17 protein-coding genes, 2 tRNA genes, 4 rRNA genes and 2 pseudogenes are annotated in these 21,361 nt (G+C 36.3%); 15 read left to right on the plus strand and 10 right to left on the minus strand.

The genetic code is table 11. The features are described 5' to 3' along the window. Positions 1–87: 87 nt before the first annotated feature. Genes NRK67_08245 through NRK67_08255 form a run of 3 tightly spaced genes read right to left on the minus strand, consistent with a single transcriptional unit; the run spans position 88 to position 3,066 of the window. On the minus strand, positions 88–1,098 hold the full coding sequence (locus NRK67_08245) for an electron transfer flavoprotein subunit alpha/FixB family protein (GenBank protein UUV19414.1): 1,011 nt from the start codon (positions 1,096–1,098) through the stop codon (positions 88–90). Between the two features lie 12 nt (positions 1,099–1,110). Beyond that, positions 1,111–1,896: an electron transfer flavoprotein subunit beta/FixA family protein gene (locus NRK67_08250; protein ID UUV19415.1), complete on the minus strand. Its 786-nt coding sequence runs from the start codon at positions 1,894–1,896 to the stop codon at positions 1,111–1,113. Positions 1,897–1,920: 24 nt separating this feature from the next. Continuing rightward, positions 1,921–3,066 carry an acyl-CoA dehydrogenase gene (locus tag NRK67_08255; GenBank protein UUV19416.1) on the minus strand — a complete coding sequence of 382 codons (1,146 nt, stop codon included), beginning with the start codon at positions 3,064–3,066 and terminating at the stop codon, positions 1,921–1,923. Positions 3,067–3,526: 460 nt separating this feature from the next. Here NRK67_08255 and NRK67_08260 point away from each other — a divergent pair, with 460 nt between their 5' ends. Together NRK67_08260 and NRK67_08265 are read left to right on the plus strand one after the other, a co-directional pair. Next, positions 3,527–4,246 (plus strand): beta-ketoacyl-ACP reductase, encoded by a 720-nt coding sequence (locus tag NRK67_08260; GenBank protein ID UUV19417.1) that lies wholly within the window; start codon positions 3,527–3,529, stop codon positions 4,244–4,246. Between the two features lie 71 nt (positions 4,247–4,317). Then, positions 4,318–5,526 carry an acetyl-CoA C-acetyltransferase gene (locus NRK67_08265; protein UUV19418.1) on the plus strand — a complete coding sequence of 403 codons (1,209 nt, stop codon included), beginning with the start codon at positions 4,318–4,320 and terminating at the stop codon, positions 5,524–5,526. Positions 5,527–5,664: 138 nt separating this feature from the next. Here NRK67_08265 and NRK67_08270 read toward each other — a convergent pair whose 3' ends face one another. Next, positions 5,665–6,210 (minus strand): porin family protein, encoded by a 546-nt coding sequence (locus NRK67_08270; GenBank protein ID UUV19419.1) that lies wholly within the window; start codon positions 6,208–6,210, stop codon positions 5,665–5,667. Positions 6,211–6,327: 117 nt separating this feature from the next. Further along, positions 6,328–7,302, minus strand: a complete 975-nt coding sequence (locus NRK67_08275) for an FAD-dependent oxidoreductase (GenBank protein UUV19420.1) — start codon at positions 7,300–7,302, stop codon at positions 6,328–6,330. A 152-nt stretch (positions 7,303–7,454) separates the two neighbouring features. On the opposite strand from NRK67_08275, the pseudogene NRK67_08280 reads away from it, so the two are divergent. From NRK67_08280 to NRK67_08290, 3 genes and pseudogenes are all read left to right on the plus strand, one after another. Further along, positions 7,455–7,565 (plus strand): annotated as a pseudogene (locus tag NRK67_08280) (MarR family transcriptional regulator). Positions 7,566–7,622: 57 nt separating this feature from the next. Beyond that, positions 7,623–7,919, plus strand: a complete 297-nt coding sequence (locus NRK67_08285) for an HU family DNA-binding protein (GenBank protein ID UUV19906.1) — start codon at positions 7,623–7,625, stop codon at positions 7,917–7,919. A gap of 64 nt (positions 7,920–7,983) precedes the next feature. After that, on the plus strand, positions 7,984–8,406 hold the full coding sequence (locus NRK67_08290; GenBank protein UUV19421.1) for a hypothetical protein: 423 nt from the start codon (positions 7,984–7,986) through the stop codon (positions 8,404–8,406). 180 nt (positions 8,407–8,586) lie between these two features. On the opposite strand, the gene NRK67_08295 is transcribed toward NRK67_08290, so the two are convergent. From NRK67_08295 to NRK67_08315, 5 genes are all read right to left on the minus strand, one after another. Further along, a complete protein-coding gene (locus tag NRK67_08295; GenBank protein UUV19422.1) occupies positions 8,587–8,790 on the minus strand; it encodes a hypothetical protein in 204 nt (67 codons plus the stop codon). A 377-nt stretch (positions 8,791–9,167) separates the two neighbouring features. Beyond that, a complete protein-coding gene (locus NRK67_08300) occupies positions 9,168–9,410 on the minus strand; it encodes a hypothetical protein (GenBank protein UUV19423.1) in 243 nt (80 codons plus the stop codon). A gap of 10 nt (positions 9,411–9,420) precedes the next feature. After that, complete coding sequence (locus NRK67_08305) at positions 9,421–10,233, minus strand: ABC transporter ATP-binding protein (protein UUV19907.1); 813 nt, start codon at positions 10,231–10,233, stop codon at positions 9,421–9,423. Positions 10,234–10,444: 211 nt separating this feature from the next. Then, entirely contained in the window at positions 10,445–11,146 is a 702-nt protein-coding gene (locus NRK67_08310; GenBank protein ID UUV19424.1) for a hypothetical protein, read from the minus strand. Between the two features lie 19 nt (positions 11,147–11,165). Beyond that, the gene (locus NRK67_08315) at positions 11,166–12,377 is read right to left on the minus strand and encodes an ABC transporter substrate-binding protein (protein ID UUV19425.1); all 1,212 of its coding nucleotides are present in this window, start codon (positions 12,375–12,377) and stop codon (positions 11,166–11,168) included. A 195-nt stretch (positions 12,378–12,572) separates the two neighbouring features. Here NRK67_08315 and NRK67_08320 point away from each other — a divergent pair, with 195 nt between their 5' ends. From NRK67_08320 to NRK67_08365, 10 genes and pseudogenes are all read left to right on the plus strand, one after another. After that, a complete protein-coding gene (locus tag NRK67_08320; GenBank protein ID UUV19426.1) occupies positions 12,573–13,247 on the plus strand; it encodes a Crp/Fnr family transcriptional regulator in 675 nt (224 codons plus the stop codon). 651 nt (positions 13,248–13,898) lie between these two features. Beyond that, a 16S ribosomal RNA gene (locus tag NRK67_08325) occupies positions 13,899–15,416 on the plus strand. A 288-nt stretch (positions 15,417–15,704) separates the two neighbouring features. Then, a 23S ribosomal RNA gene (locus NRK67_08330) occupies positions 15,705–18,647 on the plus strand. 83 nt (positions 18,648–18,730) lie between these two features. Further along, positions 18,731–18,847: ribosomal RNA gene (rrf, locus tag NRK67_08335) — 5S ribosomal RNA — on the plus strand. A 10-nt stretch (positions 18,848–18,857) separates the two neighbouring features. Next, a tRNA-Asn gene (locus NRK67_08340) sits at positions 18,858–18,933 on the plus strand. A gap of 4 nt (positions 18,934–18,937) precedes the next feature. Then, positions 18,938–19,054: ribosomal RNA gene (gene rrf, locus NRK67_08345) — 5S ribosomal RNA — on the plus strand. Together the 16S, 23S and 5S rRNA genes with 2 tRNA genes alongside form the textbook arrangement of a ribosomal RNA operon. 8 nt (positions 19,055–19,062) lie before the next feature. Then, positions 19,063–19,138 (plus strand) — tRNA-Ala (locus NRK67_08350). Between the two features lie 576 nt (positions 19,139–19,714). Continuing rightward, a pseudogene (locus tag NRK67_08355) lies at positions 19,715–19,876 on the plus strand (DnaJ domain-containing protein). Between the two features lie 562 nt (positions 19,877–20,438). Next, positions 20,439–20,918 (plus strand): NAD(P)H-dependent oxidoreductase subunit E, encoded by a 480-nt coding sequence (locus tag NRK67_08360; GenBank protein UUV19427.1) that lies wholly within the window; start codon positions 20,439–20,441, stop codon positions 20,916–20,918. A 130-nt stretch (positions 20,919–21,048) separates the two neighbouring features. Continuing rightward, a complete protein-coding gene (locus tag NRK67_08365; protein UUV19428.1) occupies positions 21,049–21,348 on the plus strand; it encodes a hypothetical protein in 300 nt (99 codons plus the stop codon). The last annotated feature ends 13 nt before the right edge of the window (positions 21,349–21,361 follow it).

Here is a 21,361-nt window from a genome sequence, read left to right on the forward strand (position 1 = left end):
AATTATTCTCTCTATTATAACACGAAAGAAAAGACCATAAACAATTAATTTTGTCCATGGTCTTTTTCCCTTACACTAAGTGTCTGACTATGCTTTCTTTTCAGCTAATTTACTGATTTCATTATTTAAAAGTGGTAAAATTTTGTTAACATCTCCTACAATACCAAGATCTGCAGTATTGAATATAGGAGCTCCCTTGTCTTTATTTATAGCTATGATATACTCAGATTCTTCCATCCCGGCAATATGCTGTATAGCTCCAGAAATTCCCAAGGCAAAGTAGATATCCGGTCTAACAGTTTTTCCAGTCTGACCTACCTGTCTATCGTGACTCATGATTCCTGCATCTACCATAGCACGAGAAGTAGAAACTGTAGCGCCGATATTATCAGCTAATTTTTCTAAATTTTTAAAGTTTTCAGCAGTTCCAACTCCACGACCACCAGAAACTAAGACATGAGCATCTTCAATTTTTACTAATTGTTTAGCTTCTTTTACTTCTTCGATAAGTCTAACTTTAAATTTACTTTCATCAAAGTTTACACCGAACTCTATGATCTCTCCGGTTCTGGTATTGTCTACAGCTAACTTTTGCATTACTCCAGGTCTAACACTAGACATTTGTGGTCTATGATCCGGGCATACAATAGTTGCCATCAAGTTTCCACCGAAAGCAGGACGTGTCATAAGTAATTCTCTTTCTTCTGAGATCTCGAGAGATGTACAATCTGCTGTAAGTCCTGTAGATAATCTTGCAGATACTCTAGGAGCCAGGTCTCTTCCTGTAGAAGTAGCACCGATTAAAATTATATTTGGTTTTTCAAATTTTGAAATAGCATCAAGTGCCTGGGCATATGGTTCAGTTAAATATCTATCTAATTTAGGATGATCTACATAGATTACTCTGTCTGCTCCATGTGAAATAAGATCCTGACATTGGTCTTTAATTTCATTTCCTAAAAATACTGCCACTAATTCCTCTTCTAAGGTATCGGCTAACCCTCTACCTCTACCTAATAGTTCGAGGGAAACATTTTGAATCTCCCTGGATTTTTGTTCTATAAATACATATACGCCTTTATATTCGTTTAAATTCATAGTTCCCCCTACCTATATAATGAAATTTTCTTTTAATTTATCTACAATAATTGTAACAGCTTCTTGTGCTGTAACTTCATGAATTTTACCAGCTGTTTTTGCTCCCTTGGTAAATGATTTTTTTACCTTTGTAGGAGAACCAGCAAGTCCAAGAACTTCTAAGTTGATATCGATCATACTAGTATCCCAAACTTCTATTTTTTTCTCTCTAACTGCCTCTATTATTTTAGATACAGACATATATCTTGGGGTATTAGCTTCAGATAATATAGTCAGAACACATGGAGTTTCGGCCTCTAATAATTGATAACCATCTTCTACCCCTCTTTTAACTCTGACTAAATTTTCACCTACGATATCCATCTCTTTTACATATGACATCTGAGGTAATCCTAAATGTTCTGCTAATTGCGGACCAACCTGTGCTGTGTCTCCGTCGATAGCCTGTCTTCCTGTGATTACGATATCAAAATCTAATTTTCTTAGTGCACCTGCTAAGGCATTTGAAGTTGCCAAGGAATCTGCACCTGCAAATTTTCTGTCTGTCAATAATATTCCTTTATCTACACCCATTGCAAAAGCTTCTTTAAGAGCCTGCTCTGCTTGGGGAGGTCCCATTGTAATTGCTGTGATATGTGCTCCGTGAAGCTCTTTTAATTTTAGAGCCTCCTCTAAACCAGCCTTATCATCTGGATTTATAATACTAGGAACTCCATCTCTAATCAATGTTCCTTTGATTGGATCTAATCTGATTTCTGTGGTATCTGGTACTTGTTTTATACAAACTACTATATTCATAAAATCCCCCATTTTTATATTTTATTATTTCAATAAACTTCCTGCTATTACCATTTTTTGAACTTCAGAAGTTCCCTCATATATTTCAGTTATCTTGGCATCCCTCATCATTCTTTCTACAGGATAGTCTCTGGTATAACCATATCCTCCATGGAGTTGAACAGCTTTTGTAGTTACTTCCATAGCTGTTTCGGCAGCAAATAATTTTGCCATGGCAGCTTCTACAGAATACCTTTCTTTTTTATCTTTTTTCGCAGCAGCTTTTCTAACTAATAGTCTAGATGCCTCTACCTTTGTGTCCATGTCAGCCAATTGGAATTGAGTATTTTGGAATTTAGAAATTGTTCTTCCAAATTGAGCTCTTTCCTTTACATATTTTACAGTTTCATCCAATGCACCTTGGGCAATTCCAAGTGCTTGAGAAGCTATTCCGATACGTCCCCCATCAAGGGTCATCATAGCTATTTTAAATCCTTTTCCAACAGCCCCTAATAAATTTTCTTTAGGGATTCTGCAATCTTCAAATATAAGTTCGCAGGTAGCTGAGGCTTTTATTCCTAATTTTTTCTCTTTCTTTCCAATACTGAATCCATCTCTGTCTGCTTCTACAATAAATGCAGTGATACCCTTTAAACCTTTAGATTTATCGGTCATAGCAAAGATAACATAAACATGGGCATAGCCGGCATTGGTAATAAATATCTTAGAACCATTTAGCACCCATTCATTAGTTTCTTCATCTAAATAGGCAGTAGTCTGTTGTCCGGCAGCATCAGTTCCTGCATTTGGTTCTGTTAATCCGAAAGCTCCAAGCCATTCACCGCTACACATCTTAGGTAAATATTTTTGTTTTTGTTCCTCTGTACCAAATTCATAGATAGGAGCCATTCCAAGTGATGTATGTGCAGATACAATTACTCCTGTAGTTCCACAAGCTTTAGATAGTTCTTCTACTACCATAGAATACATGAGATTATCTCCGCCTTCTCCTCCATATTCCTTAGAAATAGGAATACCAAAAAGTCCCAACTTAGCCATTTTTTCCACCGTTTCTACAGGAAATCTTTCCTCTTCATCGATCTCTCCAGCTATAGGTTTGACTTCTCTCTCTGTGAACTCACCAATCATTTTTTCCAGTATTTTGTATTCTTCGTTCAATCCAAAATTCAATTTATGCCCCCCCTTTTGTTACAAAAAGTTATTTTTTTCACTTTTGTTATAAAAAAAATTATTTATTACTAAGTTTATATAACTTTTTATTGCTGATGTCAACATTTTTTTCGAAAAAAAGTATTTTTTTTGAATAGTCGCTCATTAAAGGAATGAGAGGCTTTTTTATAGAATTAAATTTTTAATTCATGAAATTTCGTTATAGTGTAAATAAAAATAGTTTATTTGTATTATTTAATTACAGTTATATATGTTTTTTCAAAAGTTTTCTAGTTGACTAAGTCAGGAAATGGTGGTAATATTCTATTGTTTATTGAATTAGTTCTCAAAAAAGAAAACGAAGGTAAATATATCCTTACTTATAGAATGAGTCAAGAAAAAAGTATTGTAAAATGTTTATAAAGTAGAAAAACTATAGTATATATTAGTATTGAAGAAAAATTAAAAGAGGGGGTAAAAAATGAGATTAGAAGGAAAAGTGTGTGTAGTAACTGGTGGAGCTAATGGAATAGGTGCTGAGATGTCTAAATTATTTGCTAAAAATGGAGCAAAGGTAATAGCGGCAGATATGGGAGATTTAACTTATACGGCAGAAAATGTTGAGGGATATAAACTCAATGTAACAGATCCAAAAGGTTGTGAGACATTATTTAATTTTGTATTGGAAAAATATGGAAAAATAGATGTTTTGGTAAATAATGCAGGGATAACTAGAGATGCACTTACTCATAAGATAACAGATGATATGTGGAATATGGTAATAGATGTTAATTTAAAAGGGGTATTTAATCTGACTAAATTTGTAGGACCTCATATGATGACTTCAGGGTCAGGATCTATAATTAATATTTCATCGGTAGTAGGAGAATATGGAAATGTAGGTCAGGCTAACTATGCAGCTACCAAGGCAGGAGTTATTGGTCTGACTAAAACATGGGCAAAGGAATTTGCTAGAAAAGGAGCAGCAGTAAGGGTAAATGCCATAGCTCCAGGTTATGTAATGACAGATATATTAAAGACTGTTCCTCAGGATTTATTGGATAAATTCGCTAAAAAGACAATGTTAGGTAGATTGGGTCAGCCTGAAGAAGTAGCTAAGGTAGCATTATTTTTAGCAAGTGACGATGCCAGTTATGTGACGGGACATACTCTCAGTACAAATGGTGGAATGAGATTATAGGTAAAAAAAAATGAAAAGTAGTTATAAAATTCACTTTATAGCTGGTAGGAGTTTTTACAAGGGGTGTTGATATGTCAAAGGTATATATAGTTTCGGCTAAAAGAACTGCAGTAGGTGGATTTATGGGAAGTTTAAGTGGTGTGAAAGCAGCACAATTAGGTGGAGCAGTTATAAAAAATATAATTGAAGAAACCAAGATAGATCCTAAAAATATAGATGAAGTAATCTTGGGGAATGTACTTTCTGCAGGTCAGGGACAGGGAGTGGGAAGACAAGCTGCAATAGATGGTGGAGTTCCAGTGGAAGTTCCGGCATACACGGTAAATATAATCTGTGGAAGCGGGATGAAAACTGTGATGTTAGCGTATAATGCTATAAAATCTGGAGAAGCTAATCTGATAATGGCTGGAGGAGTAGAATCTATGTCTACAGCACCATACTTAATCCCTGAATCTGCCAGATCCGGGCATAGGATGGGAGATTTTAAAACTATAGATCATATGGTTTTTGATGCTCTCACAGATGCTTTTGAAGGATGTCATATGGGAGTTACAGCTGAAAATATAGCCGAGAAATACAATTTATCTAAGGAATCTCAAGATGCCTTTGCTATAGAATCTCAAAGGAGAGCTATAGCTGCTGTAGACAGCGGCAGATTTAAAGATGAGATAGTACCTATAGAGGTAAGATCTAGAAGGGAAACTGTACTTTTTGATACTGATGAACACCCAAACAGAAAAACAAGTTTAGAAAAATTAGGGAAATTAAAAACTATCTTTAAAAAAGATGGAACAGTTACAGCAGGAAATGCTTCTGGAATAAATGATGGAGCCAGTGTGATGCTGGTGGCGTCTGAGGAAGCGATAAAAAAATATGATCTGACTCCTTTGGTTGAGATTGTGGCTACAGGACAGGGCGGAGTGGACCCGTCTATCATGGGGATGGGACCGGTTCCTGCTGTAAACAATGCTTTAAAAAAAGCCGGAATGACACTAAAAGAGATTGAACTACTGGAATTAAATGAAGCCTTTGCGGCACAATCTCTTGGTGTAATGACAGAATTAACCAGACAATATGATGTGACTCTAGATTGGTTTAGTGATAAAACCAATGTAAATGGAGGAGCTATAGCTTTGGGACATCCTGTAGGAGCAAGTGGAAACAGAATTACTACAACTCTTATCCATGAGATGAAAAAAAGAGAGGTAAACTTTGGTCTAGCATCCCTTTGTATCGGTGGAGGAATGGGAACAGCAGTGATTTTAAAAAATGTAAAATAAACTTTTGATTAAAAAAGGAGTTAACCAGTCTTTTTACTGGTTAACTCCTTTTTACTTCTTTAGAAAATTATAAATTATTTATAGAAATAAAAAAACGTATAATTACTCCTGATTGAATGAAATGTTATGTTTTTTTAATTATCTGAATCTGTAACCAATTCCAAATGTCCATCTAGAATAATCGTAGTTTGTTTTGTGCACCTTAGAACGGGTGTCCTGGTATGCAACTTCCAATACTACTCCATCATTTTCTACTCCGCCACCAAGAGCATAGTATAATCCATCTTTAGGAGTGTAATCTCCTCCATCTTTCATATTAAATGAGTAACCTAGGTTAGCTTTAAGGAAAGTTTCCCAAGAAGAGTCTCCTAAATATCCGATCTTATATTTTAATGCACCATAAACCGGAACAGATCTGAATAAAGGATCGTTTGCCTTCTTGTTTTCCTGGTTAATCTGGTAGGCGATACCGGCACCTAGATATAAATTGTCATTTACAGAGTTCATGATCTCCGCTGCAAAATCTACTCCTACACCAGAAGTTTTCTCTTTGTAAACAGTGCTGGAGTTATCATGGTTGTAGGTTCCAAAACCATTTAATCCGATTCTTGTTTCTATATACTTGTCTGCCATGGCTGTAGTAGCAGTTCCTACTAACAGTCCTATCAATAGTATTTTTTTCATAACTCCACCTCTTTAAATAAATTTAAATATGATTTGACCTGTATATTCAATAGGTCATAAAATGTTAATGTATTTTAATATGGTTTAGATTATAATACAACTAAAATTATAGATATATTAGTTAAATTTTTCTTCTACATATTTTTCACTGACTACAGCAGCTATAGCACCATCAGCAGAAGCTGTTATAACCTGGTATAATAATTTTTCCCTGCAGTCACCTGTAGCATATACACCTTCTAAATTATCTCCGGTAGAAGAAAGCTTTACATTTAGAGTTTTTTCATCTGTGATCAAGAATCTGCCAGAGTTAACTACTAATTTGTCTTTAAATAACTCGGTGTTTGGGACATTTCCAACTAGAACAAAGACACCGATTGGTTTATCTCCACCACTGTGTTCTGTGATTTCTCCAGTTATCTTATTCTTTAAAACGATACTCTCAAGACCTTTAATAGGGTCTCCCTTCATCTCCTCTACAACAGTATCCCAAATAAAGTTTATTTTTTCATTTTTAAATGCCTTTTCCTGGATAGATTTGGCAGCTCTTAACTTATCTCTTCTATGAACTACATTTACTTTTTTAGCAAATTTAGTTAAAAAGATAGCCTCCTCTACTGCAGTATCTCCACCACCGATTACAAATACCTCTAGATCTCTGACGAAAAATCCATCACAGGTAGCACAATAAGAAACTCCTCTGCCGGTATATTCTTTTTCCCCGGGAGCACCAACTAATCTAGGGGATGCTCCAGTAGCCAGGATAACGGACTTGGCTTTGTACTCAATTCCTGATTCCCCTGTTAGAGTTTTTATCTTGGATTCTAAATCAAGATCGATGATGGTGTCGGTCTTAAATTCACATCCAAAATTTGCAGCCTGGTTTTTCATCCTTATTGTAAGTTCGGTTCCCGATTCAGATATCATTCCACCGGGGTAATTTTCAATCTCAGATGTAGTAGAAATCTGCCCTCCTACCAGCATGTTTTTCTCTATTATTAGTGTTTTCATCATACCTCTGGCACCATAAAGACCGGCAGACAGACCAGCAGGACCGGCACCTAATATAATTAAATCATATAAATTTTCCATAAAATCCCTCCTAAAACATTAGTATTACATAATATAACTATATACTTATTTTACTGAAATAACAACTAATAAATTATTTTTCTTTTTCCCTTGCAATTGAGTAAAATGGAGGTATAATTGTATTAAAATATAAAAAAATGGAGGATGAACCTATGAAGGAAAAAATTTTAAAGTTGTTGTTTAAATCTGAGCCACTAAAGACTGGGGATATCGCTAAGATTTTGAAGGTTGACAGTAAGGAAGTTACCAAAGCTCTAAAAGCCTTGAAAAAGGAAGAAAAAATTATTTCTCCTAAAAGGTGTTTCTACACAGTTGAAAAAGTGGAGGAGAAATTAGTTGTAAATAAAAAAGAATTTATTTCTCTCTATAAAGAAAAGGGAACTTTTAAAACTAAAGTGGAAGCCGAAACAAATTTAAATGCCTTCATGGATCTTATAGGAGAGTTGCTGACCTCTGGAAAAGAAGTGAATTTCACAGGATGGGGAAAGTTTAAAGTGGTTGAAAGAGAGGAAAGAAAAGGAAGAAATCCTCAAACTGGAAAAGAGATTACTATTTCTGCAAAAAAATTAATTAAGTTTAAATCTGGAAAAAAATTAGATGAGAAAGTGAATAATTAATTTAAAAAGAAAGAGTAAAAAAAGTTCTAATATTTTACTATAGATGTAAAATAAGGAGGTTTGTATGAGTAAAATTAAAGTGAATAGTATACAGGATGTAAGAACAGAATTGTTGTGTAATTCAGAAAATGACATAAAAATAAGAACTAGAAATATAAAAGTGAAATATGAAAATGGAACCACAAGAGTTGTAAGGCATCTTCCAATAGAAGCTTTTTTACAAATTTCAGAAGATGAGAAATTTTTAAAAACTGCTAAAATAATTGACTTTTATGTGATGCGTGAAGATGCAGATTTAATAGTGTTTTTAGATGGTAGTATGGATGTATCTGCCTATGACTCGGTCTCTTATAAATCGTTAAAAGAGCTAAATGACCGGGATGTAGTTAAAACTATAGTTATAAAAAATGGAGAAGAATTAACTGAGGAATACAAAGAAAAAATTAAAAAGAAGTTGAAAAAAGTAGTTGTAAAAAATGTAGAATAAGGGAATTTTCGAATTTAGTTAAAATTAATTTAAATCTTCTTAGTTGATGGAGTGAAACCTGTTGATTAGGAGGATTTTTTATTGAGGAAAACAGTATATAACTTAAATAATGGTTGAAGTGAAAATGAAGTTCTAAAATAATTTTTAGAACTTCAAAATAATAATTTTCAATCTTTGTTTTTAAATTTTTTCTTCTTCACGTTCATCTTCCCTTCCATAGGGGTCTTCTGGGGTATCTAGGCCATATTTTGCTAAAATTTTCTGCATCATATCTTGGATAGCATACCATTGGGGAGAATAAACGTCCTCTTTCATAGAGTAAAGTCTTTGGTATTCACGGAAATCTTCCGGTGTCATCAATTCTTCTAATTTTTCTATACTCATAATTGTCCCATCCTTAATAATTTATTTTTTAAATTTATAACAACTAACAGTATATTCAATCTTATTTCTAAAATTCCTTTATTATCTTTGACAGTTTTTATTATGTTGTTCCGACTGGAGATATAAATTTATTTATTAGTTTTAGAGATATATTTGTCTTTGTGGTAGATAAGGTTAAAGGATCTTTTGAGAACGATGTCAGTGATACTATGGGTATTTATTTTGTCATCAAAAACTTCATTTTTGCAAGCTAAATTAGGGGATGCACTTACCCCTAAATTGTTTATAATTAATATTGGAGTCTGTTATAAAAATATAATAAAAAAGATGGAACGATACCGCTCCACCTCCAGTGTTTAATAGTTCTGTAGGAAAAATTAGTAATTTTTTCCTGCTGCCATTATATTGTTGATATCAAAGGCATGACAAGGAGTTACCCCGTATACCATCCCACAGTGAGGACAAGTATATTCCATAGTAACCATTGTTATTTCTTCGTTGCATTCGTGGCACTTAAAAACTGCCGGAATAGGCATAGACTGTTGACTGAATCCCATCATTCTCACCTTATCAACTACTTGTTTTCCATTTTCAAAACTTCCATTACATCCATCGTGCATATTTTTCCTCCTAATTTTTTATTATTTCAAAATTTGCTTCTAATTCTTGTCCATATCTAAGCTTAGTTCTCATTCCCTGTATAACTTCATCCAAAGATTCTAACTTATGTAAGATAGCTTTCTCTTCAACTGTTATCTCCATAACTTTGTCGATTCCACCGTTACTGATGATGATTCTTTTATCACCCATAAGAGCCAGGATAGGGTCGTGGGTAGCCATAAGAACTATCTTTTCTTCTCCTACCAGTAGATCCAGTGCTTTCTTTCTGTCAATCCCGGCATTTTCTATCTCATCTATAAGTACAATGGGAGATTTACTTAAGATAGCAACATCGGCAATCATAAGAGCTCTGGATTGACCGCCACTGAGGCTGGTAATGGGAGTATCCAGAGAGAATTTTTCTCCTGCTAGTTCATTGGCTTTATTGAATATTTTCTCTATAATTTCTTTTTCGTTTTCTACCATTCTACTCTTAGCGTGGAGTTCGATAAACTCCTCTACACTGAGGTCCATAACAAAGTTCATATTTTGTGACAGCTGTGCTACCAACTTGTTGTTGCTGGAAAATCTACTCTGGATATCCATAACTTTGCCGTCGATAAGAACAGTTCTGTTAGTAGGAGTGTCAGCATTAGCTCCCCATTCGATATCGGCTAACAACCTACTTTTCCCACTTCCAGTAGGACCGACGATGGCGATTATCTCGCCTTTATTTATAGTTAATTCATTAAAAGTTTCGGCTTCCTTATATTTATTGAATCCGGGTTTTAGAGTGATGCTTTGAACACCTTTGTCCTCTTCAACCCCTAAAAAATCTATCATCTGGTTAGTATAAGTGATAAATGAATCGATTAGCTCATCTGGAATAATAGCTTTTTCTTCCAAAACCTCTGGATCTAAAAGATTAAGATGTGTAATAAGTGTAGTATCTTTAGCGTCGTCTAAATCGATAAGGTGATCAGTCAAAAAATCTTCGATGAAAGGGTATAGATTAAGTAATTCTGCAACGGTTTTATTATCTACTATATTTTTATTAATCATTGTTATCCTCCAAATTTATTTTTCTGACGTTACCCATTTGATGTTCTTCACCTATTCTAGTCTCTCCTAAACAATAAGAACATAGAGCAGAAGGCATAGAGAATCTTAATTTTTTCCCTTTTAAAGTTTTTAATTCCTCGTCTTTACCATAGATAAGAGTTGAAAATTCATATGCACCCTGGCCAGTTAATCCATTGACATGCATAGTTGTGGCTCTAGGATTTACAGATGTAACTCTAGACATAAATACTTCCCTTTCAGCCTGAGATACTATATCTCCCTTTGTGATTACAACAATGTCTGCTGTTTTTAACATAGGTCCGATTTTTTTCGGGGTATTTATTCCACTTAAGTTGTCAATAACACAGATAGCTTTTATATCCTGGATATAAGGTGAACATCTGTTACATAATCCGGCACTCTCTGTGATAAGAAGATCTAGCCCCTGCTTTATCCCCCATTGGGTTACTTCCTCTATATTACTTACGAAATAGTGGTCAGGGCAAAGTGATGCAGATAATCCTTTTTTTACAGGAACACCAATTTTTTCATATAATATATCGTCATCGGTGTATAGACAGTCAAATTTTACAACTCCCACTTTTACACCTCTGGATTTTAGATTTTCTATTGTTTTTATTATTAAAGCTGTTTTCCCTGATGAAGGGGGTCCAGATACTGTTATTAAATTCATGATTTATACTCTCCTTATTTTACTTTTTAGTTTCTTCGAAAAATAATTTTTCACAGTGTTTCAAGATAGATCCAATATCGTTATTTTTTATATAATCCCATCCTACCCACATAAATTTTTTGTCTCCTAAGTTGTTTTCAACTCCGGGATTTACAGTCGGGAATAATCCTTGGTGAGATAAGATCTCTCCGATCTCCTTAGAAGCAAAGAAATCTGCCAGGGGTTTCAATTCTTTTTCCTTGGATTTTTTAGTCAGCATAAATATTGGAGAAAGTGCAGCACCGTCTTCGGGCCATTGTGCTACCATTGGTCCACCCTGTCCAGTCATCTTAGTGAAGAAATAAGGCATGATTGTTACTGCTGGAACATTTGCTTTAAGTTTGTCTGATTTAACCATTTGAGATGGGTGCATATTTTGTAGGAGTGTTTTTCCTAATTTTTTGACTCCATCCTCTCCGTAATTTTTATAGATACTGATCAAGATTGCATTGAACAGATCAAAGTCAGATATAGGTAAACTTACTGAATTTTCAAATTCGGGTTTTAAAAGATCAGCCCAAGATTTTGGGAAAGGTCTGTCTCCTAAAGCGTCTGTATTAACTAAAAATACAGCTGGAACTACTGCTAGCATAGAATAATCTCCATCTGGATCTTTCAATGATATATTTTCATTATTAAAATCTTTGTTATACTCTGTCATCCCTGTGATATCTTTAAAAATTCCCTCGTGTTTAAATTTACCCATAAGTTCATCTTCGAAAAACAGGTCAAATCCAGCAGAGATAAACATATCTGCTAATTTTTCTGGATGATTAGCCTTTATAACATCTTCTTTTAACCAATCAAGTCCGCTAGATGCAGCTTTCAATTCGTGGTTTATCTTCATTCCGGTTTTTGACTGGAATTTTTTCAGTCCTTCTAAAAGTGGATTTTTTACCGGGCAGGGTAGGAGACCCATTACAGATACGGCACCTTCATCATCAATTTTTTTGTTTAAATTGACATCTTCTGAATTTCTATCCTGCTCGATTATGTCATTTAATAGTTCTAAAAATGTATCTACATTAATTTTTTTAGCTTCTAACGCTTTTTGTATAGTTATCTTTCCTATTGTATTAAGTAAAGTTTTGTTGTCTAATCCCTTAAATCCCTTTGAATTAAAAAATTCAACAGTTTCTGGATAAGTGTTCACAATTTCTTTTAAGGTCATCTCTTTTTTTATATGATTCATTACTCGTCACCTCAACTTTTTATTTTATGATTTAGTATACTACAGAAATATATATAATACCTGTAACATAGGTTACGAAAATTAATTTTTTTTAAAAAATTATTTGGTATTGGATTTTATTCCTTATCTAATATATAATGAATTATAAATATTAGATGAAGTTTGGAGCAATATCAAAGAGTGGGGGAATTAATTGTGGATATATTTGAAAAATTGAAAAATGTGGAGATATTTAGGGATATACAGGAAGAGAATTTAAAAACTTTGTTGATTGAGTTAAAATATAAAGTTAAAAAATTAGATAAAAATGAAATTGTAGCTTTCAGAGGAGATGAGATTGAGGATCTGATAATAGTTGCTCAAGGAGAGGTCTATACCGAGATGCAAAAATTAAATGGTGATTCTATTGTGGTTGATAGATTGCCAGAGGGAAGTGTTTTAGCAGGGGCATTTATTTTTGGAAAAGATAATAGGTTTCCAGTAGATGTAGTGGCATCGTTAGATACAGAATTAATCTATATATCTAAGGATGAGGTTATAAAGATGTTTCAGATGAATGAAAGGTTGCTACAGAATTATTTAGGAGTAATAAGTAACAAAACTCAATTTTTATCCAAGAAAATTTGGTTTTCCTTTACCAATAAAAGTATAAACAATAAATTGATAGCCTACCTTCTTAATAATATGAATAGGAATAACTGTGTACTGCTTAAAAACTCTATGAAAGAGATAGCGCAGATGTTTGGTGTTGCCAGACCGTCGTTATCTCGTGTACTAAAAGAATTTATAGATGAGGGAGTTATAATAAGAAAGGAAAAGAACTTGTTAGAGATCCCATCAAAAGATATTTTATTGAAGAAAGTAGATTAATTTCAAAAAAGTTTTAAACTTTTTTGGAACACCCTGCGTCTGATAGATATAAGCAAATGAAAATAGTAATATTTTTTTCATTTCTTTCTTTCCTTAAAATAAATATAGATAAATAAAAATCTCTTAACTGTGTGACTATTACAGGAAAGAGATTTTTATTTATCTATTATAAATTGTATAAAAAGTTTATAGTTTTTATAGATTGAGTTGAGAAATAAAGCATCATGAGGAAAAACATGTTGTTGATGATTAAAAAAACATAAATTTTTTTAAGAACGATAACATATGTGTTTTTTAAGTTTTTAACTCAATAAAACCAAGGAAAAATGACGGTAGAGTTTAGTGTTTTGATTAAGAAATAGAAAAAAACAAAAAACTTTATAAAAAAAACAAAAAAAGTGTTGACGAAAAGTTGTAAACGCGGTATACTTCTTCTTGTCCGCGAGGGAAAGCGAAAGCGACTTGAAGCGAGACGAATAACAGGACATTAGCAATTAAATAGAGAAAGAAAGTGTAAATTAAAAACTCAATTGTCGTTTGAAACTTTGTTTTCAAACAATCGATTAAGGTGTACAGTGGAATGAACCACTATAAAAATAATTATCTTTTAATAGATAGCTAAACTTCATTTATGAAGTTAGGATATAAATTTGAATGTAGAGTTTGATCCTGGCTCAGGATGAACGCTGACAGAATGCTTAACACATGCAAGTCGACTGGAATTCTTCTTCGGAAGATAGTACGGTGGCGGACGGGTGAGTAACGCGTAAAGAATTTGCCCTTCAGACTGGGACAACTAATCGAAAGGTTAGCTAATACCGGATATTATGAGATCTTGGCATCAAGAACTTATGAAAGCTATATGCGCTGGAGGAGAACTTTGCGTTCCATTAGGTAGTTGGTAGGGTAATGGCCTACCAAGCCGACGATGGATAGCCGGCCTGAGAGGGTGAACGGCCACAAGGGGACTGAGACACGGCCCTTACTCCTACGGGAGGCAGCAGTGGGGAATATTGGACAATGGACCAAAAGTCTGATCCAGCAATTCTGTGTGCACGATGAAGGTCTTCGGATTGTAAAGTGCTTTCAGGTGGGAAGAAGAAAGTGACGGTACCACCAGAAGAAGCGACGGCTAAATACGTGCCAGCAGCCGCGGTAATACGTATGTCGCAAGCGTTATCCGGAATTATTGGGCGTAAAGCGAGTCTAGGCGGCTTGTTAAGTCAGATGTGAAAATGCGGGGCTCAACTCCGTATTGCGTTTGAAACTGGCAGGCTAGAGTACTGGAGAGGTGGGCGGAACTACAAGTGTAGAGGTGAAATTCGTAGATATTTGTAGGAATGCCGATAGTGAAGACAGCTCACTGGACAGATACTGACGCTAAAGCTCGAAAGCGTGGGGAGCGAACAGGATTAGATACCCTGGTAGTCCACGCCGTAAACGATGTTCACTGGGTGTAGGGGGTCGAACCTCTGTGCCGAAGCTAACGCGATAAGTGAACCGCCTGGGGAGTACGCACGCAAGTGTGAAACTCAAAGGAATTGACGGGGACCCGCACAAGCGGTGGAGCATGTGGTTTAATTCGACGCAACGCGAGGAACCTTACCAGCACTTGACATACAACGAACTCGTCAGAGATGACTTGGTGCCGCTTCGGTGGAACGTTGATACAGGTGGTGCATGGCTGTCGTCAGCTCGTGTCGTGAGATGTTGGGTTAAGTCCCGCAACGAGCGCAACCCCTATCGTATGTTACCATCATTAAGTTGGGGACTCATGCGAGACTGCCTGCGACGAGCAGGAGGAAGGTGGGGATGACGTCAAGTCATCATGCCCCTTATGTGCTGGGTACACACGTGCTACAATGGTTGGTACAGAGAGCAGCAATACGGCGACGTGGAGCAAATCTCAGAAAGCCAATCTTAGTTCGGATCGCAGTCTGCAACTCGACTGCGTGAAGTTGGAATCGCTAGTAATCGCGAATCAGCAATGTCGCGGTGAATACGTTCTCGGGTCTTGTACACACCGCCCGTCACACCACGAGAGTTGGTTGCACCTAAAGTAGCAGGCCTAACCATTTATGGAGGGATGTTCCTAAGGTGTGATTAGCGATTGGGGTGAAGTCGTAACAAGGTATCCGTACCGGAAGGTGCGGATGGATCACCTCCTTTCTAAGGAGCACTTTATGAGACCATGCAAATGGTATTACATAAAGAATATTTATACTGCTCTTTCTCTATTTATTTGGTAATGTTCTCTTTTTTTTGAGAGAAAATACCAGTTGGACATTGAAAACTATATAGTAATGAAATAATAAATTAACAATTTTATTAGATCTTCAGTTACACGAGAGTGTAACAATAATTAACGAAGAGTTAGAAATAACTGAACGATAATTAGATTTCAAAAATTCTAAAAACAAATTAAGCAAAAAATATTAAAATTCTATTTTAATAATAGGTTAAGAAATTAAGGGCGCACGGAGAATGCCTTGGTAGTAAGAGCCGATGAAGGACGTGATAAGCTGCGATAAGCTAAGACAAGCTGCAATTGAGCGTAATAGTCTTAGATTTCCGAATGGGTAAACCTACTAGTTTGAAGAACTAGTGTGGAAACGGGAACCGGATGAACTGAAACATCTAAGTAATCCGAGGAAGAGAAAGTAAAAACGATTCCCTAAGTAGCGGCGAGCGAACGGGGAAGAGCCCAAACCGAACAAGTGTGATAGCATGCAGGCGTTGCTTGTTGGGGGTAGTGGGATACAGAGCGGCAGAACTGCAAGGTATGCGCTTGACTAACAAAGGTACTAGAATGAACTGGAAAGTTCAACCGTAGAAGGTGATAGTCCTGTATAGGGAACTTATGTTAGCAAGTCACTGTAATCCCAAGTAGCACGGGACACGAGAAACCCTGTGTGAATCAGCGAGGACCATATCTCGTAAGGCTAAATACTCTTACTAACCGATAGTGAATAGTACCGTGAGGGAAAGGTGAAAAGAACCCCGGGAGGGGAGTGAAATAGAACCTGAAACCGTGTGCTTACAAGCGGTCAGAGCAGAGCCTTCGGGCGTGTGATGGCGTGCCTTTTGGAGAATGATCCTGCGAGTTACGATCAATGGCGAGGTTAAGTATAACGGAGCCGAAGGGAAACCGAGTCTGAATAGGGCGAATTAGTCGTTGGTTGTAGACGCGAAACCTGGTGATCTATGCCTGTCCAAGATGAAGCTGTGGTAAGACACAGTGGAGGTCTGAACCCACCGTCGTTGAAAAGCCGGGGGATGAGGTAGGTATAGGGGTGAAAAGCCAATCGAACCAGGAGATAGCTCGTTCTCTCCGAAATGCATTTAGTGCAGCCTTGATTGTTTAAATATGGGGGTAGAGCACTGAATGGTCTAGCGGGCATATTGCTTAGCGAAATCAATCAAACTCCGAATACCATATTTCAAGAGATCAGGAGTGAGACTATGGGTACTAAGATCCATGGTCAAAAGGGAAACAGCCCAGACCACCAACTAAGGTCCCAAATTATATCTAAGTGGGAAAGGAGGTGGAGATTCTGAAACAACCAGGATGTTGGCTTAGAAGCAGCCATACATTTAAAGAGTGCGTAATAGCTCACTGGTCGAGAGTCTCTGCGCCGACAATGTAACGGGGCTAAGATATAAACCGAAGTTGTGGAGTATACACTATGTGTAGACTGGTAGGAGAGCGTTCCGTAGGCCGTTGAAGGATAAGGGGTAACCCAATCTGGAGGTATCGGAAGTGAGAATGCAGGAATGAGTAGCGAGAAAGAGGGTGAGAATCCCTCTCGCCGGAAAACCAAGGTTTCCAGAGTAAAGCTTGTCTTCTCTGGGTAAGCCGGGACCTAAGCCGAGGCTAGATTGCGTAGGCGAATGGAAAGCAGTTTAATATTACTGCGCCACTGTAATTTGTTTGAGAGATGGAGGGACGCAGAAGGGTATGTGCGCAGACTGTTGGATATGTCTGTGTAAGCATGTAGGATGGAACCGCAGGAAAATCCACGGTTTTAGATCTGAGGTGTGATGCGGAGTGTTTGTAATGAACACGAAGGTACAAATCCCACGCTGCCGAGAAAAGCTTCTATTGAGAATTATAGTGCCCGTACCGTAAACCGACACAGGTGGTTAGGATGAGAAATCTAAGGCGTACAGGCTAACTCTCGCTAAGGAACTCTGCAAAATGGCCCCGTAACTTCGGGAGAAGGGGTGCCATTAAAGGTGATAAATACACGCGATTTTGAGCTTTTGATGGCCGCAGTGAAGAGATTCGAGCAACTGTTTAGCAAAAACACAGGTCTATGCTAAGCTGAAAGGCGATGTATATGGGCTGACACCTGCCCAGTGCCGGAAGGTTAAGAGGAGGGTTTAGCGACTCAAATTGAAGCCCCGGTGAACGGCGGCCGTAACTATAACGGTCCTAAGGTAGCGAAATTCCTTGTCGGGTAAGTTCCGACCTGCACGAATGGTGTAATGACTCGAATGCTGTCTTGGCGGGAGGCCTGGTGAAATTGTACTACCGGTGAAGATACCGGTTACCTACAGTAGGACGGAAAGACCCCGTGGAGCTTTACTATAGCTTGGTATTGGGTTGAGATGTTATGTGTATAGGATAGTTGGGAGACTGTGATTATATGGCGCTAGCTGTATATGAGTCGCTGGTGGAATACCAACCATATAACATTTTGATTCTAATCTGTGATGTGTAATCATGGAGACAGTGCTAGGTGGGTAGTTTGACTGGGGCGGTCGCCTCCGAAAGAGTAACGGAGGCGTTCAAAGGTTCCCTCAGGTTGGATGGAAATCAACCGAAGAGTGCAATGGCATAAGGGAGCTTGACTGTGAGATAGACACATCGAGCAGGTGCGAAAGCAGGACATAGTGATCCGGTGGTTCCGAATGGAAGGGCCATCGCTCAACGGATAAAAGCTACCCCGGGGATAACAGGCTGATTTTGCCCGAGAGTCCATATCGACGGCAAAGTTTGGCACCTCGATGTCGGCTCATCGCATCCTGGGGCTGGAGAAGGTCCCAAGGGTTGGGCTGTTCGCCCATTAAAGCGGTACGTGAGCTGGGTTCAGAACGTCGTGAGACAGTTCGGTCCCTATCCACTGTAGGCGTAAGAATATTGATGAGATCTGTCCTTAGTACGAGAGGACCGGGATGGACAAACCTCTAATGTACCAGTTGTCATGCCAATGGCATAGCTGGGTAGTCACGTTTGGAATGGATAACCGCTGAAAGCATCTAAGCGGGAAGCCAACTCAGAGATAAGTATTCTATCATTGATAAGTCACCTTCGAGACTAGGAGGTTGATAGGTTGGGGGTGTAAGGGCTGTGAAGTCTTTAGCTGACCAATACTAATATGACGAACACTTTACCTAAAGAAAATGATTTTTAGAAAGTTAATTTATGAAACATTATTATATAGTTTTGAATGTTTAACAATATTCAATAAGAAAGTAAGCTTGGTAAGAAAAGCTACGGGGGTACACCTGGTCACATTCCGAACCCAGAAGTTAAGTCCGTAAACGCCGAAAGTACTTAGGGGGCAGCCCCTTGGGAGGATAGGAACTTGCCAAGTCTTTCAAAATGCTTCTTTAGCTCAGTTGGTAGAGCGCTCGACTGTTAATCGAGTTGTCACAGGTTCAAGTCCTGTAAGAAGCGCCATTTGTTTAGCGAGAATAGCTATGGGGATACACCTGGTCACATTCCGAACCCAGAAGTTAAGTCCATATACGCCGAAAGTACTTAGGGGGCAGCCCCTTGGGAGGATAGGAACTCGCTAAACTCAATCTTGGGGATATAGCTCAGTTGGGAGAGCGCCGCACTTGCACTGCGGAGGTCAGCGGTTCGACCCCGCTTATCTCCACCAAATAAAATTTTAATCAGGATCTTTTCCTGATTTTTTTATATATTTGACACTTTTTGTAAATAAAGGTATAATGTTTAGATACTAAATGTGTTATGAATTGAGGTTAAGGAGTTAGAAATATAAATTTTATAGGTATAAAAAAGGAAAGACATAGAATTTATTTGTTCAAAATTGTGATGAGATCTTTGAGTTAGAAAAAACTTTTAAGGGATCTAGGAGGAATAAAAAATGATTTACATATTAGCGTTTATAGCTGCAATATCGCTGCTATTTACAGGATTAAAAAACACTTTAAGGGCATTACCAATAATAGCAATAGTTTCAGTTATAATTTTCTTTTTGGGATCAGCTTTTATTACATTTTTACCAGTTATTATTATATTAATTGCATTGAGGATGATATTTGGAAAAAAGCAGCCTCAAAGAAATACGAGAACATATTATTATAAAAGTAAAAATTCTGGCAATACTCAGGATTTTGAGGAGTTTTTTAGACAGGCAGCAGGGGGAAACTATGGAAATTACCAGAGACAAACAAATGGCGGTCATCCTGGTTATGTTGTAAATAAGGATAAATATTATGCTGAATTGGGTGTAACTAAGGATGCTACTCCAGATGAAATAAAGAAAGCCTATAGAGGAATGGCAAGGAAATATCATCCAGATAAAGCCAATAACTTAGATGAGACAACAAGAAATAAATATGAAGCTAAATTTAAGCAAATAAATGAAGCTTATGAAAATTTGAAATAAAAACAAGGGTTACTGCATTAAGTTGCAGTAACCCTTATTTTTTATGGAAAAAATAAATTTGACTGACATTTTATTCAGTGTAACGGAAGTTAAGGTATGGATCCCAGAAGAAAAATAAAATGGCTAAAATATAACCTAAAAAAATTATAATTTGCTTAGAAAATAAATTTTTTTATTATATTAAAATTTTAATTTAAATTTAAGGAAAAAGAAAAAAGGTGTTTATAAAATAGAGTGGTATAACATTAAGGATAAATTTTGTTTTAAATGTTTATTTAAATGATCACAAATTGATATTTAAAAAGAAAAATACAATTTGCTTTAGGTTTTAAAGTTATTTCATTTTTAAGTATTGAAGAATCGCGACTTAATTATTAATTAGTTTGATGCTCTAAATGTAGGTTGGACTGTATGTTTTACAAACACTTTGACGCAAAAGAGCTTAACAAAAGAGTGGAAATACTGTATAATGTTATTATAAAGTGAAATTAATAACTAAGAAATTATGGTTAACGTAATTGATTTATAATTAGAAGGAGGAGCAAAAATGTCTTGTAAAAACACGTTAAAGCAAGAATGTTTTAAACAATTAGATGAATTTATAATTGGATTACCTGAAAAAAATGGAGCACTAATATCAGTTCTACATAAGGCTCAAGAAATATTTGGATATCTTCCAACAGAGATCCAAGAGTTTATTGCTGATAGGTTGGACTTACCTTTAGCTAAAATATATGGAGTAGTAAGTTTCTATTCATTCTTTACGATGACTCCTAAGGGTAAATATCCTATCTCTGTCTGTATGGGGACAGCTTGTTTCGTAAGGGGAGCAGATAAGGTTTTAAAAGATTTAGAAAATAAATTAGGAATTAAAGCAGGGGAAACAACACTAGATGGATTATATTCAATAGATGCTTTAAGATGCGTAGGAGCTTGTGGATTAGCACCTGTTGTATTAGTTGGTGAAGAGGTATTTGGTAAAGATGAAGCCCGTGATATTGATGGGATCTTAGCAAAATTTAATTAAAGTGGGGGGATCAAGGATGTCTAAAAAGATAACTTCAATGGAAGAATTATTAAAAAAAGCAAAAGAGTGTGAAGAGTTAATAAAAATCAGAAAAAAATGAAAAGATTTAGAGGATATAATTAAGATAAAGGTGGGAGTATCATCGAAATATGAAGCTGCAATAAAAAATACCGACTTAGTTATAAAATCTATAGTTGATATGATTGAAGCGGAAGATATAGAAAATGTGGCTCTATATAAAACGGAATTTTTAGGGTATGGAGGAAAATTTCCAAGTTTAGAAATTATTATTCCTGATAAGGGAAATGTAGTTTTTGGAAATGTGGATTCTAAGGAAGCTATTAGATTGATAAAAAAATACCTTAAAGACACTTCTGAAATAGAGGAGTTTTTAGTAGACAATAACGGTACCAAAAGATGTAATCACTAATTTTAGGAGGTAA

The organism is Fusobacteria bacterium ZRK30 (assembly GCA_024628785.1).
In the GTDB taxonomy this organism is placed as follows: domain Bacteria; phylum Fusobacteriota; class Fusobacteriia; order Fusobacteriales; family Fusobacteriaceae; genus Psychrilyobacter.

Excerpts from the sequence above, each read along its gene's own strand:
- NRK67_08245 (UUV19414.1), bottom strand. The coding sequence starts at position 1,098 with ATGAATTTAAACGAATATAAAGGCGTATATGTATTTATAGAACAAAAA.
- NRK67_08250 (UUV19415.1), bottom strand. The coding sequence starts at position 1,896 with ATGAATATAGTAGTTTGTATAAAACAAGTACCAGATACCACAGAAATC.
- NRK67_08260 (UUV19417.1), top strand. The coding sequence starts at position 3,527 with ATGAGATTAGAAGGAAAAGTGTGTGTAGTAACTGGTGGAGCTAATGGA.
- NRK67_08265 (UUV19418.1), top strand. The coding sequence starts at position 4,318 with ATGTCAAAGGTATATATAGTTTCGGCTAAAAGAACTGCAGTAGGTGGA.
- NRK67_08270 (UUV19419.1), bottom strand. The coding sequence starts at position 6,210 with ATGAAAAAAATACTATTGATAGGACTGTTAGTAGGAACTGCTACTACA.
- NRK67_08275 (UUV19420.1), bottom strand. The coding sequence starts at position 7,302 with ATGGAAAATTTATATGATTTAATTATATTAGGTGCCGGTCCTGCTGGT.
- NRK67_08290 (UUV19421.1), top strand. The coding sequence starts at position 7,984 with ATGAGTAAAATTAAAGTGAATAGTATACAGGATGTAAGAACAGAATTG.
- NRK67_08295 (UUV19422.1), bottom strand. The coding sequence starts at position 8,790 with ATGAGTATAGAAAAATTAGAAGAATTGATGACACCGGAAGATTTCCGT.
- NRK67_08300 (UUV19423.1), bottom strand. The coding sequence starts at position 9,410 with ATGCACGATGGATGTAATGGAAGTTTTGAAAATGGAAAACAAGTAGTT.
- NRK67_08305 (UUV19907.1), bottom strand. The coding sequence starts at position 10,233 with ATGATAGATTTTTTAGGGGTTGAAGAGGACAAAGGTGTTCAAAGCATC.
- NRK67_08310 (UUV19424.1), bottom strand. The coding sequence starts at position 11,146 with ATGAATTTAATAACAGTATCTGGACCCCCTTCATCAGGGAAAACAGCT.
- NRK67_08315 (UUV19425.1), bottom strand. The coding sequence starts at position 12,377 with ATGAATCATATAAAAAAAGAGATGACCTTAAAAGAAATTGTGAACACT.
- NRK67_08360 (UUV19427.1), top strand. The coding sequence starts at position 20,439 with ATGTCTTGTAAAAACACGTTAAAGCAAGAATGTTTTAAACAATTAGAT.